Origin of the sequence: Mesorhizobium captivum (assembly GCF_033977165.1) — a bacterium.
Taxonomy (GTDB): domain Bacteria; phylum Pseudomonadota; class Alphaproteobacteria; order Rhizobiales; family Rhizobiaceae; genus Mesorhizobium; species Mesorhizobium captivum.
The window spans coordinates 25,125-38,055 of the sequence record NZ_JAVIJB010000041.1 but is presented as its reverse complement, the minus strand read 5'-3'; the positions used below and the strand labels follow the sequence as shown (position 1 = coordinate 38,055).

Sequence of the window (12,931 nt, the reverse complement as noted above, 5' to 3'; positions counted from 1 at the left end):
ACAGGCAGCATGCATGCAACAGGAGCTAGGACGCCGCTCCAACCGGGACCGCACCGAGGCGACGCGGGCCGATCTGATCCGCGCGGCGCGAAAACTGTTTACGGAGAAATCCTATGCCGACACCGGCACGCCGGAGATTGTCGCCGCAGCCGGAGTGACGCGCGGCGCGCTCTACCATCACTTTGCCGACAAGCAGGCGCTATTTGCTGCCGTGGTCGAGCAGGAAGCAGCGGCGGTCGCGGCCGAGATCGAACGCGCCTCACCGTCCTCTCTTTCCGCCCGGAATGCCCTGATCGCCGGCTCGGATGCCTATCTCGCGGCGATGCGCACCCCCGGCCGCACGCGGCTTTTGCTGCTCGACGGACCGGCCGTGCTCGGTCGCGCGGCGATGGACGAGATCGACAACCGCCACGGCAACCGCTCGCTGCGCGAAGGCTTGGTCGCGGCAATGCGCGCGCGATCGATGACGAAGCTGCCGGTCGAAGCGTTGACCGCCTTGCTGGCCGCCGCTTTCGACCGGGCGGCTTTAGCCATCGAGGCCGGCGCTTCGGACAAGGATTATCGCGCCGTCCTGCTGGCACTCATGGACGGCTTGTCTCCGGCCCCTCCTCCGTCCACACGCCCGGCTCCATCTCGTTGAAGCAGCCGAGTTGTCGCTTGAACTCGTCGATCAGCCAGGATGCCGCTGGCTTGGGGCTGCGGTCGGTGCGGTGCATGGCATAGAGCGGCGAGCGCACTTCGCGATAAGGCTCGAGATCGAGCTCGACCAGCCTGCCGCTGGCGAGATCGTCGGCAATCAGCCAGCGCGGCAGGCCGCCCCAACCGAGACCCTCGCGCATCAAGGCATGCTTGGTGCGCACATCCGTCAATCGCCAGGTGCGATAGGCGAAGACCCCATAGTCTCGGCCACGCGTCCGCTCCGACTGGTCGGAGACGACGAGTTGGATATGCTCGCGCAGGTCCTCGACGGCCACGGGTTTCGGCAGTTTCGCCAGCGGGTGGTCGGGCGCCGCCGCCGGCACCATCGAGGTGAAGCCGATGCGCACCAGATTGACATCGGCATCGCCCTGCAAACCGCCGAAGCCAAGATCCGACTGGCCGTTGACGACCTGATCGACGATCAGGCCGAGCGAACCGATATAAAGCCTCAGCATCACCGCCGGGAACTGGGCCTCGAAGGCCTTGAGCACCCGCACAAGCGCGGGCGACGGCAGCGCCACGTCGACCGACATGGTCACTTCCGCCTCCAGTCCTTGCCGGTAGCCGTCGGCGCGCGATCGGATGCGCTGCAGGACGCCGATCATGCGCCGTGCGTCCTCCAGCATGGCCTTGCCGACATCGGTCAGTTGCGGCTCGCGCACGCCTTCGCGCTCGAACAGTTTCAGGCCGAGCTGCGCTTCGAGATTGGCAATGCCGTAGCTCACCACGGACTGCGCCCGGTTGAGCTTGCGCCCCGCGGCCGAGAAGCTGCCGGTATCGGCTACCGCCACCAGGATCTGAAGCTGGTCCAGTGTCGGGTTGGGTTGCATGACTAATCCATATTCTAGATGGATACCATGCAAATTATACCAGTTTTCCAGATATGGCGGCAATCCCACATTGGCGGGGAAAGTTCAATCCAACCCCAAGGGGACACCGCCATGTCTATTCTGCTTGTTACGTCCAGCCCGCGCGGCGCTGCTTCGCATTCGACCCGCGTCGCCACCGATCTCGCCCAGAAACTGCTTGCCACGGATCCGTCGGCCAAGCTTGTCGTGCACGATCTCGTCGCCAACCCGCTGCCGCATATCGATCCTGATTATGCGACCGGCATCTACACGCCCGCCGAGGCCCGCAGCCAGCGCCAGGCCGAGGTGGTCGGCGTGTCTGATGCGGTGCTCGACGAACTGTTCGGGGCCGATACGATCATCCTCGCCACCGGCTTTATCAACTTCAACATCTCCTCGACCCTGAAGTCGTGGATCGACCACGTCGCCCGCTCCGGCAAGACGTTTGCTTATGGCGAGAATGGCCCGAAGGGTCTCGTCACCGGCAAGAAGGTCTATATCGTGCTTGCTTCCGGCGGCATCTATTCCGAGGGTGCCGCGGTGCAGATGGACCACGCCATCCCCTATCTGCGCGGCGTGCTTGCCTTCCTGGGCATGACCGATGTCGAAGTCATCCGCGTTGAAGGCGTCGGCATGGGTGGCGACGCTGTCACCGCCGCCCTCGCCAAGGCGACCGCCAAGGTCGACGCAATCGCTGCCGCGGCCGCCAATGCGGACCAGATCGCCGCGGCCGCGTAATCATCGCCCTAAGAAAGAGAAAGGCAGGCGCCGGTCGGTGCCTGCCTTTTTTGCACGATCATCGAGCGCTGCCTGTCTGGAACGACTTTTTCTTCCCGCTGGTGCTGATCACCTCCGAGAATTTGAAGACACTGCCCAGGGGCTGACCGTGTATGTCGATGAATTCACCACCGACTGGGGGGTGCTGTTCACCGGCTGACACTGGCGGCGCTGCCGATTCCGTTGCTCTATATCGTGCTGTCGAAGCAGTTCATTTCCGACATCACCCAAGGGGCGGTCAAAATAGGACGCGGTCAATAGCAAAGAGATCAGGACATCACAAAGTGGCGAACCAGAACAAGATCATCATCACCTGCGCGGTCACAGGATCGATCCATACCCCGTCAATGTCGCCGCACCTGCCGGTAACGGCCGAGCAGATCGCGACCGCAGCCATCGAGGCGGCCGAGGCAGGTGCTGCGATCGTCCACCTTCATGCCCGCAATCCGGCCGACGGACGTCCCGACCAGTCGACGGAAGCGTTCGCGCCTTTCCTGCAGGTCATCAAGCAGCGCTCCAACTGCGTCGTCAACATCACCACCGGCGGCGCCGCGACGATGAGCGTGGAAGAACGGGTCAAGCCGGCGAAGGTTTTTGCGCCCGAGGTCGCGTCGCTCAATATGGGATCGATGAATTTCGCCCTGTTTCCGATGCTGGAGCGGTTCAAGACCTTCGAGCACGACTGGGAGCGGCCCTATCTCGAATCGTCGCGCGACCGCATCTTCCGCAACACTTTCGGCGACATCGAGCATATACTACGCACCTGCGCCGACAATGGCACGCGCTTCGAGATCGAGTGCTACGACATCGGCCATCTCTATACGCTCGCGCATTTCGTCGAGCGTGGCCTGGTGAAGGCGCCATTCTTCGTCCAGAGCGTGTTCGGTATCCTCGGCGGCATCGGCACGCACCCGGAAGACGTCGCCCACATGAAGCGCACCGCCGACCGCCTGTTCGGTAATGACTACCACTGGTCGGTGCTGGGCGCCGGGCGCCACCAGTTGCCTATCGCCACGCAAGCGATCGCGCTGGGCGGCAATGTGCGGGTCGGCCTGGAGGATTCGCTGTGGATCGGCAAGGGCAAGCTCGCCCGCTCGAGCGCCGAACAGGTGACCAAGGTCCGCCAGATCATCGAAGGCCTCGGCGCCTCGATCGCCACGCCCGACGAGGCGCGGCAAATCCTGCAGCTCAAGGGTGGCGACAAGGTCTCATTCTGATCGGTAGAGAGCAAAGAGCCGCCGCGGCGGCTAATGCATGTCGCCCAGAAGTGTGCAGCGGTTCTGGGATAACGACATGCATCGAAACCAAGGCTTAAAGCGCGTCGCCTGAATCCGCTTCAGCGCGGCGCGCTTAGCCAAACATCCTCTCGCCCTGTTCGTCGACGAGCTGGATGCCTTTCTTGATCGAGATGTCGACGGCGTCGTCCAGCCCGGCGAAACGGTCGGCGCGGATGAAGCGATGCTCCTTCATCACGCCGTCCACTTCCTTGGAGACGACGCCGCAGGTCTGGTACTGGCCGTCTGCCTTGTAGGGCGTGGCGCTGATCAGGAATCCCTTGTGCTCGACCTGCTTTGCCGGCTTTGCGGTCCCTGCCTCTGTTGCCTCGCCGCCACCGCCGCCGAAAAGACGTTTCAGAAATGACATTTCAATATCCTCCAACGGCAATCGTCCTGCATCACATAGCGTGTTGCAGGACGATTTTCACTACGGCATGGTCCCGAAAAATTGGCTTGGCGGGCAATAACTCCCTTCGGGGCCAGCCGTCATCCTTAGCGTCGCGACAGCGCCTCGAGCGCCGCGGCGGCGTCTTCCAGGATGCTGATCGCCTCGGCCTGCTTGTCTTCCGGCGCATCGACGATATCGCCGAGCGCGGCGCGCAGCCGGTGACGCAGCGCCCGGAACCGGTCGCGCTTTTCATCCCGCTTTTCATGGCGACCGCGCCTGCTGCCGTCCTCGCCGTCGTCGCTCCAGCCGAACCAGTCGCGCGCCTTGGCCATCTTGCGGCCGAAACGCTCGAGATGGTCGAGCACATGATCGATCATCTCGCGGTTTTCCTCGAGATGCGCCCGGCCAGCCTCTGTGATCGAAAACACCTTCTTGTTGCCTTCGCTGGACGAGACGGCATAGCCCGCCTCTTCGAGGAAAGTCAGCGTCGGATAGACCACGCCCGGGCTCGGGCTGTAGATGCCGCTGGTGCGCTCCTCCAGCGCCTTGATGATGTCATAGCCGTGGCGCGGCGCCTCGGCCAGAAGCGACAGCGTGATCAGCTTGAGATCGCCGTCGGCCAAGATGCGGCCGGCGCGGAACATGTCGCCCGGGCCGCCTCGGCCGCCGCCGCGGCCGTGCCCGAACGGTCCGAAGCCACCGCCGCGGCCGCCGAAACGGCCGGCCATGTGCATGAACATGCGCTCGCCGAAATGGTTGTGTCCGAAATGCTTGTGCATGGATGCTCCTTGAGTTCTATCTTACGATATATCTTAATTAGGCCTCAGCGCTCACAGAGTCAAGATATATCTTACGATGTATCGTGACTGTAGCCAAGTGACTGCGCCCACGCGACCGGAATGCGGATCAAGCGAGCTACCAGCGGCCTTTGCGGCGATTCCAGGCGTAGAGAAGATCGGCGAAACGGTCATAGACAAAGCGTGTCAGCGGCAGCGCAACCGGGTTGCCGAACAATGTCGCCAGCCAGCTTTCGCCCGGCGTTATCCGCCAGACCGCGACCGGCACGTCGGCGCCGACCAGCAGTCGGCCCTCGGCATCGGTCGCATGCAGCCGGCGGCGGATGTCCTCCAGCGAAGCGCCGTATTCGGCCAGCGCCGCCGGTTCGAAATTGATGTCGCGGAACTCGACGCGCCCCGCCTTGACCGCCTCAATCAGCCGCCGCCTTTGACGCCTGATGCCGGCATCGCAGACCGGACATCGCGTATTGTACCAGACGGTGAGCCGAGGCTTGGACATCGCGCGACTATCGGCGACGCGGCGTGGCATCGCAATGTGACGCGCAGCTCCAATGGAGCCTTGTCTCTGTCGCCGCTTCACCCGAGCGAGGTGATGATCTCGCGATAGGCGAATTCCGGGAAGGCCTTGAGCGTGCGCGTCCGCACACTGCCGCCCGACGACAGCATCAGCGCGAAACGGGCGAGCACCGCATCGTCCGGCGCCTCGACCACGGCCACCATGTCGCACTCGCCCATGGTCAGATAAAACGCCTTGAACGAACCGCCCATCTCGCTCAGCTGCTTCTTGGCGGCGTCGAGCCGCTTCGGCGACTCACGCACGTTCTTGGCGCCCTGCTCCGTCCAGTTGATCAGCATGATGTAGGTCGTCATGGCACACCTCCCTCCGGTGCCGCGGAGCGCGACGCCTGGCCGTTACGGCCGGCGCCGGGGCGGGCATCCGGCTTGTCGCCCAGAAATGCATCCGACCCCGAAATTAAACTCCTGTCGGGCAGCCCCGGCAAGGCGATGCAGCGGCTGGAGACGCAAAAAAGGGCGCCCAAGACGCCCTTTCGATTTTGCCTGTCTGTGATTTTCGTATCAGCTATCGAGGAAGCTTCTCAGCTTGCGCGAGCGGCTCGGATGCTTGAGCTTGCGCAGAGCCTTGGCCTCGATCTGGCGGATGCGCTCACGGGTGACCGAGAATTGCTGGCCGACCTCTTCCAGCGTGTGGTCGGTGTTCATGCCGATGCCGAAGCGCATTCTGAGCACGCGTTCCTCGCGCGGCGTCAGCGAGGCGAGCACGCGGGTCGTCGTCTCGCGCAGATTGGCCTGGATCGCCGCATCGATCGGCAGGATCGCCATCTTGTCCTCAATGAAGTCGCCGAGATGCGAATCCTCCTCGTCGCCCACCGGCGTTTCGAGTGAGATCGGCTCCTTGGCGATCTTCAGCACCTTGCGCACTTTTTCGAGCGGCATTGCGAGCTTCTCGGCCAGTTCCTCCGGCGTCGGCTCGCGGCCGATCTCGTGCAGCATCTGGCGTGAGGTGCGCACGATCTTGTTGATCGTCTCGATCATATGCACCGGAATGCGGATGGTGCGCGCCTGGTCGGCGATCGAGCGGGTGATCGCCTGCCGGATCCACCACGTCGCGTAGGTCGAGAACTTGTAGCCGCGGCGGTATTCGAATTTGTCGACCGCCTTCATCAGGCCGATATTGCCTTCCTGGATCAGGTCGAGGAACTGCAGGCCGCGGTTGGTGTATTTCTTGGCGATCGAGATGACGAGGCGAAGGTTCGCCTCCACCATTTCCTTCTTGGCGATCGCGGCCTCGCGCTCGCCCTTCTGCACCTGGTTGACGATCTTGCGGAATTCCAGGATCGAGATCGCCGTCTCGGTGGCGAGGCTCTGGATCTCGGCGCGCAGCTCCTTGATCGCGTCCTTCTCGTTCTTGGTGAACTCCTTCCAGCCGCGCGACGTCAGATTGGCGATCGAGCGCGTCCAATTCGGATCGAGCTCCGAGCCCTGATATTCCCTGAGGAATTCCTCGCGGCGAACGCCATAGCTTTCGGCAAGCCGAAGCAGCTTGCCTTCGTTCTGCACCAGGCGCTTGTTGATGTCGTAGAGCTGCTCGACCAGCGCCTCGATGCGCGCGGTGTTGAGCGACAGCGACTTCACCGCCTTGATCAGCTGGTCCTTCAGCTCCTTCAGCCGGCGATCCTGGCTGGGCGAAAGCGTGCCGGCGGCGGCGAGACGGTTCTCGACCTGCTGGTCCTGCAGCTTGCGCAGCTTCTTGTAGGTGTCGGCGATAACGTCGAGCGTCTCCATTACCTGCGGGCGCAGTTCCGCTTCCATCGCGGCGAGCGACAGGCTTGCCTCGTCCTCGTCGTCTTCCTCTTCTTCCAGCCCGCGGGTGTCGCCGCCGCCGACATTGGTGATGTCGTCTTCTTCCTCGCGCTGGGCGGCGCGGCCGCGCGGCTTTTCCTCGGGCTTGGGCGCTTCCTCGACGCGTTCGACGACCGGCGCCTGCTTGGCCTCGGGACCGGCATAGGTCGCTTCGAGATCGATGATCTCGCGCAGCAGGATCTTCGATTCGTTGAGCTCGTCGCGCCAGATGATAATGGCCTGGAAGGTCAGCGGGCTTTCGCATAGGCCCGCGATCATCGTCTCGCGGCCGGCCTCGATGCGCTTGGCGATCGCGATTTCGCCCTCGCGCGACAGAAGCTCGACCGAGCCCATCTCGCGCAGATACATGCGCACCGGGTCGTCGGTGCGGTCGGTCGGCTCTTTCTTGGTGGTCGTGGTGGCGACGGCCGTGCCAGTCTGCTCGGCAAGCTCGTTGGCGTCTTCTTCCGAATCGCCGCCCGAATCGGCCGCCTCCGCCTCCTCGCCCTGCTCGTCGTCCTCGACGACATTGATGCCCATGTCGGAGAGCATCGCCATCGTGTCCTCGATCTGCTCGGACGTCACTTCCTCCGAAGGCAGCACCGAGTTCAGCTCGTCCATGGTCACATAGCCGCGTTTCTTGGCGGCCTTGATCATCTTCTTGACAGCATCATCGGAAAGGTCGAGCAGAGGGCCATCGGTGGCGCCTTCACGTTCGGTCTCGACCTCTTCCTTTTCCTTTGTCGCCATTCTTTGTCGTCTCCAAGCGGCCCAACATCGAAGCCGCGTAGCCTGCCGGACCGGTCACAACCGGTTGCGCTCGCACCAGAACGCTTCTTACCGGGCCAGCAACCGCATCATCTCTTTGTTTGGTGCGTGTCGTTGCCCCAAAACGGTCTCCACTTTTTGGGCGACATGCATTAAGTCCAGATTAACCCTGGTATCTGTGGCAGGCCTTTTGCCTGTCCAGTGACCATCACTTCGCATCGCTCAAAATTTCCCGCCGCAGCCGGGGCACGGTTAACGTTTCGAATCGTCCTGATTCCGCCAATCTGCCAGAAGGTCAAGCGCCTCTGGCATGATTCGCATGAAAAAAGCGAATCAATTACCCGACTTAGAGGCGTCGATTCGACGCGCCTGCATATTTCCACTTCATTTTCGGGGCAGATTCGGACCTAAACGCGTCCAACCCTGCCCGATGAAACGCCGAACCCTTCGATCAGCGCTTCCGTTGCCTGCATATCGTTGAATTGCGCTTGAATCTCGACGAGATGCCGGAAGTTTTCATCCGAAGGGTCTGCATCGAGCGCCGCCTGCGCCTGTTTCAGCTCTCTATGTAAGGTGCGCGCGCTGCGCTGCAAGTGTAGCGCCTGGTTGAAGGCGTCGCGGGCATCGTCAAGTCCCGCGGTTTCGAGCGCCGGCCACTGCCTCGCGCGCTTGATCAGCGCGACCGCACGCTCCCAGATGTCGCCGCACCCGGCGCCCACGATCGTGGCGATCACCGCGTCGCGGTCGTCGGCCGCATCATGCGCCATCGCGTCGAGGATAGCGGCGTGCAGTCGCCGCAGGTCCGAATTGGCGAGGTCGAGGAACTCGACATGCGCGAAATTCTCGTCGATCAGTGCCGGATGATTGATGAGCGCCACAATGATCGTCGCCTCGCGCATCGACATGGCTTCACCCGTCCGCTTGACCAGCGCCGAGCGGCCGAGGCTTTCGGTGATGGCTGTGCGTGCGCCGGCAGCGCCCCGGCCAAACGCCCCGCCTGGCGCCGAACCTCTGCCGCGCTCGCCCGGCCGACCGTCCTGGCGTTGATGGCCTTGCCGCGTGCCGCGCTGCGAGCCGAAGAAGCTTAAGACGCGTTCACGCATCTCCTGTTGGTAGTGGTAACGCAGGCTTTCGTCGCGGATGCGGCTGGTGATCTCACGCAGCCTCTTTTCGAGTTCGGCGCGCCGCTCCGGCGTGTCGAACACGCCGCCGGCTGTCTCGCGCATCCACAAAAGGTCGGCAAGCGGCCTGGCTTCCGCCAGCACCGCGCGGAAGGCGTCCGGCCCATCCGCCTTGACCAGGTCATCCGGATCCTTGCCTTCGGGCAGCAGCGCAAAGCGAGCCGAGCGGCCGGGCTGGATCGTCGGCAGGGCCAGATCGGCGGCGCGCCATGCCGCCTTCAGCCCGGCCTGGTCGCCGTCGAAGCACAGCACCGGCTCGCCGGTCATGCGCCACAGAAGCTCGAGCTGGTTTTCGGTAAGCGCGGTGCCGAGCGGCGCCACCGCATTCTCGAAGCCGGCCTGCGCCAGCGCGATCACGTCCATATAGCCTTCGACGGCAATCACCGTGCCGCCTTTGGCCACCGTCTTGCGGGCGCGGGCGAAATTGTAGAGCACGTTGCCCTTGTGGAAGAGCTCGGTGTCCGGCGAGTTCATGTATTTGGCCAAAGCGTCCGGCGCCAATGCCCGACCGCCGAAGGCGATGACCTTGCCGCGCGAATCCGGGATCGGAAACATGATGCGGTCGCGGAACCAGTCATAGGAGACAGGAACGTCGTCGCCGTGCCGCACCAGCCCGCAGGCCTCGATGTCGGCCTTCGGCACGCCCTTGGCGGCGAGATATTCCTTGAGCGCATTGCGGCTGTCCGGCGCATAGCCGAGCCGGAAAGACTGCTGCGTCGCCGGCGTCAGGCCGCGATCACGCAGATAGGCGCGGGCTTTTGCCCCTTCCGGTCCCTGCAGCCGCTCCTGGAAGAAGACGGTCGCCATTTCCATGACGTCGGTCAGGCTGGCGCGTTCCTTCTCGCGCCGTTCCTCCGCGGCGTCGCGCACCGGCATCGGCACCCCCGCCATCTCAGCGATCTTTTCGACCGCTTCGGGGAAGCTCATGCCGTCGAGCTCGGTCAGGAACTTGAAGTGGTCGCCCGAGACCGAGCAGCCGAAACAGTGGTAGCGGCCCTTCTTGTCCTCGCAGTGGAAGGAAGGGCTCTTCTCGCCATGGAACGGGCAGCACGCCCAAAAATCGCCGCGCGAGGCGTTGGTCTTCTTCCTGTCCCAGGAGACGCGCTGGCCGATCACCGAGGAAATCGGCACGCGGTCGCGTATCTCGTCGAGGAAGGCGGGCGGAAAGCGCATCGGGAAAGGCTCGTTTGCCCTCCATATAATCAAGCCGCCCGGGCGCGACGACTCGTTAAATCCATCGTACCCGCTTTTCACAGACAAAAAGAAGGCGGCCGGGCGGCCGCCTTCTGGTGTTTCGGGCCGTTGCCGGATCAGTGCGCGGCGATCGCGCCGAAGATGATGCCGGAGACGATGCTGACCAGCAGGTAATCGTTGCCGACGCGGATCCACTCCTGGCCGGGGCCGGGGCGGCGCAGGCCATAGCGGTTCCAGTCGCGCACCGCCTGATGGCGCTTCCAGCTGGAGTATTTCTGGCCGTTGCGCCAGTGGCTGCGCCTTACCACGACCTTTTTCTTCACCACCACTTTCTTCTTCGTCACGCCCGGCTTCTGCCAGTCGACCTGGGTGTAGTTGGACTGCGGCGCGCTCGGCTGAACGAGCGGGGCGGCCTGACCCGAAAAGGCCGTGACGGCCAGCATCGAGCCGGTGACGACGGAAAGTATGAGACGTTTCATGGTCGGTACTCCTTGGTTATCGATAGGCAAGGAGATAGCCGCGGCCGTATGAACCGAAACTGAACGCTTGGATTACAATTCTGTAATGATTTCCTACGTTTGCGAAGGTCATTTCAACAAAGAGAAAAACCCGAGCTGACCCTTGGCCGGCAATCGCGTCGCGTCGGGCCGCCTGGCGCCGCGGGCGGATGCAACCAATATGTCTTCCATCCATTTCCGACACGCGCCGTCGCGTGCCGGCCGCTGGTCAAGCGGAGCAAAATTTATTATCCGGCTAAAATTGTTTGGAGTAATCTCGACCCTCGAAATGCTTGTGATTCGTGCCCTTTCCCCCTTCCTGGCCACCTCATTGCGAGGCCGGGCATGAGCGGTTCCGTCGTCCTTCTGCACCTTGCCGGCGCGGTGGCGCTGATGCTGTTTGCCACCCGCCTGGTCAAGACCGGCGTCGAACGCGCCTATGGCGATGTGCTGCGCCACAGGCTGCGCGCCACCATGCGCAATCCGCTGACGGCGGTTCTGGCCGGTTGCGGCCTCGCGATCGCCTTGCAAAGCTCCACCGCCGTGACGCTGCTGGTCGGTTCCTTCGCCGGCGCCGGTATCGTGTCGGGCGCCGCCGGGCAGCTTGCCGTGCGCGGCGCCGAGATCGGCTCCGCGCTGGTCGTCAAGCTGCTGACTTTCGACCTGTCGCTCCTGGTGCCGGTCTGCCTCGTCGCTGGCACTTTCATGTTCATGGCCACCGAACGGCGCGACTGGCGCCAGTTCGGCCGCATCCTGGTCGGTATCGGCCTGCTTCTTTTGTCGCTGGAGATGATAGGCCAGGCATCGGAGCCGCTGCGCCAGAGCACGCTGATGCCGATGATCGTCAACTATTTCTCGGGCGATTTCGTCACTGCGTATCTGCTGGCCGCGCTGATCACGTGGCTGTTTCATTCCTCCATCGCCGCCGTGCTGTTGCTGGTGACGCTGGCCGGCCGCGGTTTCATCCCTCCGGAACTCGGCATCGTGCTGGTGCTCGGCGTCAATCTCGGCTCCTCGATCATCGCGCCACTGCTTACCCGCAATGCCGATCCGGGCGTGCGCGTGGTGCCGGTCGGCAATCTTCTGATGCGCGGCATGGGCTCGCTGGTCATGCTGATCCTGTTCATGACGCTGAAGCCGCCGGTCGGCTTTCTCGGCGCGACCGGGCCGGACCAGATCGTCAACGCCCATATCCTGTTCAACGTGATCATCCTGCTGGCCGGCCTGCCGCTCGCCGGCCTCGTCTATCGCGCGTCCGAAAGCATCGTGGCGCTCGGCGCCGGACTGGAGCCGGCGGCAGCGCTCGATGTCGTCGAATTGTCGGCGCTGAACGAAAGCGCGCTCGACACGCCGAGCCAGGCGCTGGCGAACGCCACGCGCGAGGTGGTGCGGGTCTGCGAGACCGTCGAGATCATGCTGAAGCGCATCATCGAACTCTATGAGAGCGCCGACAGCGACAAGATCAAGGCGCTTGCGGCGCTAGACGACCGTGTCGACAAGAAGCATGCCGCGATAAAGCTCTATCTCGCCAAGGTCACCAAGAACCCCTTGAACGAAGACGAGGCGCTGCGCTGCCAGGAACTGATCGGCGCCTGCGTCAAGCTGGAGCAGGTCGGCGACATCATCGTGCGCAACATGCTGGTACATGTCAGGAAGAAGCTGGAGCGCGGACTGGAGTTCACGCCCGAGGGCTGGCGCGAGCTTTGCGCCTTTCATGCCTCGGTGCTGGCCAACGCCCGGCTTGCCTTCAACGTGCTTGTCTCGCGCGACCCGGAAACCGCCCGCCAGCTGGTGCTGGAGAAGGACCTGCTGCGCGAACGCGAGAAAGAGACCAGCGCGAGCCACTTCGTGCGCCTGCGCGACGGCACGGCCAAAAGCGTCGAGACCAGTTCGATCCACCTCGACACCATCCGCGACCTCAAGCAGATCAACTCGCTGCTTGCTTCCATGGCCTACCCGGTGCTGGAGGAGCGCGGCCTGCTCGGCGGCTCGCGGCTGAAGGCCGGATAGCAAGCCGCAAAATTGCTGTCGTGACATCAACTTGGGAACAAGATTCCGCCGTCGGCGCCGAAGCGGAAAATTAGTCTTTGCTCATCCTCTCCTCCGTCGGCTAAGGAAACATCCGAGGCCCACCGGAGGACGAT

General features: G+C 63.4%; 13 protein-coding genes. 5 read left to right on the top strand and 8 right to left on the bottom strand.

Annotation, left to right across the window (positions count from 1 at the left end):
• Positions 1–13 precede the first annotated feature (13 nt).
• Positions 14–640 carry a TetR/AcrR family transcriptional regulator gene (locus RFM40_RS27030; RefSeq protein ID WP_320229337.1) on the top strand — a complete coding sequence of 209 codons (627 nt, stop codon included), beginning with the start codon at positions 14–16 and terminating at the stop codon, positions 638–640.
• On the opposite strand, the gene RFM40_RS27025 is transcribed toward RFM40_RS27030, so the two are convergent.
• The gene (locus RFM40_RS27025; protein ID WP_320229338.1) at positions 582–1,529 is read right to left on the bottom strand and encodes a LysR family transcriptional regulator; all 948 of its coding nucleotides are present in this window, start codon (positions 1,527–1,529) and stop codon (positions 582–584) included. The two genes, RFM40_RS27030 and RFM40_RS27025, sit on opposite strands and share 59 nt — an antisense overlap.
• A 111-nt stretch (positions 1,530–1,640) precedes the next feature.
• Between RFM40_RS27025 and RFM40_RS27020 the strand changes: the two genes are divergently transcribed.
• From RFM40_RS27020 to kce, 3 genes are all read left to right on the top strand, one after another.
• On the top strand, positions 1,641–2,285 hold the full coding sequence (locus RFM40_RS27020) for an FMN-dependent NADH-azoreductase (protein WP_320229339.1): 645 nt from the start codon (positions 1,641–1,643) through the stop codon (positions 2,283–2,285).
• Between the two features lie 37 nt (positions 2,286–2,322).
• Entirely contained in the window at positions 2,323–2,484 is a 162-nt protein-coding gene (locus RFM40_RS27015; RefSeq protein WP_320229340.1) for a hypothetical protein, read from the top strand.
• A 124-nt stretch (positions 2,485–2,608) separates the two neighbouring features.
• Positions 2,609–3,541, top strand: coding sequence for a 3,5-dioxohexanoate:acetyl-CoA acetone transferase (kce, locus tag RFM40_RS27010; protein WP_320229341.1), 933 nt, complete (start codon positions 2,609–2,611; stop codon positions 3,539–3,541).
• Positions 3,542–3,674: 133 nt separating this feature from the next.
• Here kce and RFM40_RS27005 read toward each other — a convergent pair whose 3' ends face one another.
• The 7 genes from RFM40_RS27005 to RFM40_RS26975 form a co-directional block, all read right to left on the bottom strand.
• Entirely contained in the window at positions 3,675–3,968 is a 294-nt protein-coding gene (locus RFM40_RS27005) for an HlyU family transcriptional regulator (RefSeq protein ID WP_320229342.1), read from the bottom strand.
• A 125-nt stretch (positions 3,969–4,093) separates the two neighbouring features.
• On the bottom strand, positions 4,094–4,768 hold the full coding sequence (locus tag RFM40_RS27000; protein WP_320229343.1) for a PadR family transcriptional regulator: 675 nt from the start codon (positions 4,766–4,768) through the stop codon (positions 4,094–4,096).
• Between the two features lie 136 nt (positions 4,769–4,904).
• Positions 4,905–5,285 carry a thiol-disulfide oxidoreductase DCC family protein gene (locus tag RFM40_RS26995; RefSeq protein ID WP_320229344.1) on the bottom strand — a complete coding sequence of 127 codons (381 nt, stop codon included), beginning with the start codon at positions 5,283–5,285 and terminating at the stop codon, positions 4,905–4,907.
• Positions 5,286–5,362: 77 nt separating this feature from the next.
• Positions 5,363–5,656 (bottom strand): GYD domain-containing protein, encoded by a 294-nt coding sequence (locus tag RFM40_RS26990; RefSeq protein WP_126098889.1) that lies wholly within the window; start codon positions 5,654–5,656, stop codon positions 5,363–5,365.
• 207 nt (positions 5,657–5,863) lie between these two features.
• Positions 5,864–7,897 (bottom strand): RNA polymerase sigma factor RpoD, encoded by a 2,034-nt coding sequence (rpoD, locus tag RFM40_RS26985; protein WP_320229345.1) that lies wholly within the window; start codon positions 7,895–7,897, stop codon positions 5,864–5,866.
• Positions 7,898–8,322: 425 nt separating this feature from the next.
• Positions 8,323–10,269, bottom strand: a complete 1,947-nt coding sequence (dnaG, locus tag RFM40_RS26980) for a DNA primase (protein WP_320229346.1) — start codon at positions 10,267–10,269, stop codon at positions 8,323–8,325.
• A 137-nt stretch (positions 10,270–10,406) separates the two neighbouring features.
• Positions 10,407–10,769 carry an RcnB family protein gene (locus RFM40_RS26975; protein ID WP_320222059.1) on the bottom strand — a complete coding sequence of 121 codons (363 nt, stop codon included), beginning with the start codon at positions 10,767–10,769 and terminating at the stop codon, positions 10,407–10,409.
• 363 nt (positions 10,770–11,132) lie between these two features.
• Here RFM40_RS26975 and RFM40_RS26970 point away from each other — a divergent pair, with 363 nt between their 5' ends.
• Positions 11,133–12,797, top strand: coding sequence for a Na/Pi cotransporter family protein (locus tag RFM40_RS26970; RefSeq protein ID WP_320229347.1), 1,665 nt, complete (start codon positions 11,133–11,135; stop codon positions 12,795–12,797).
• The last annotated feature ends 134 nt before the right edge of the window (positions 12,798–12,931 follow it).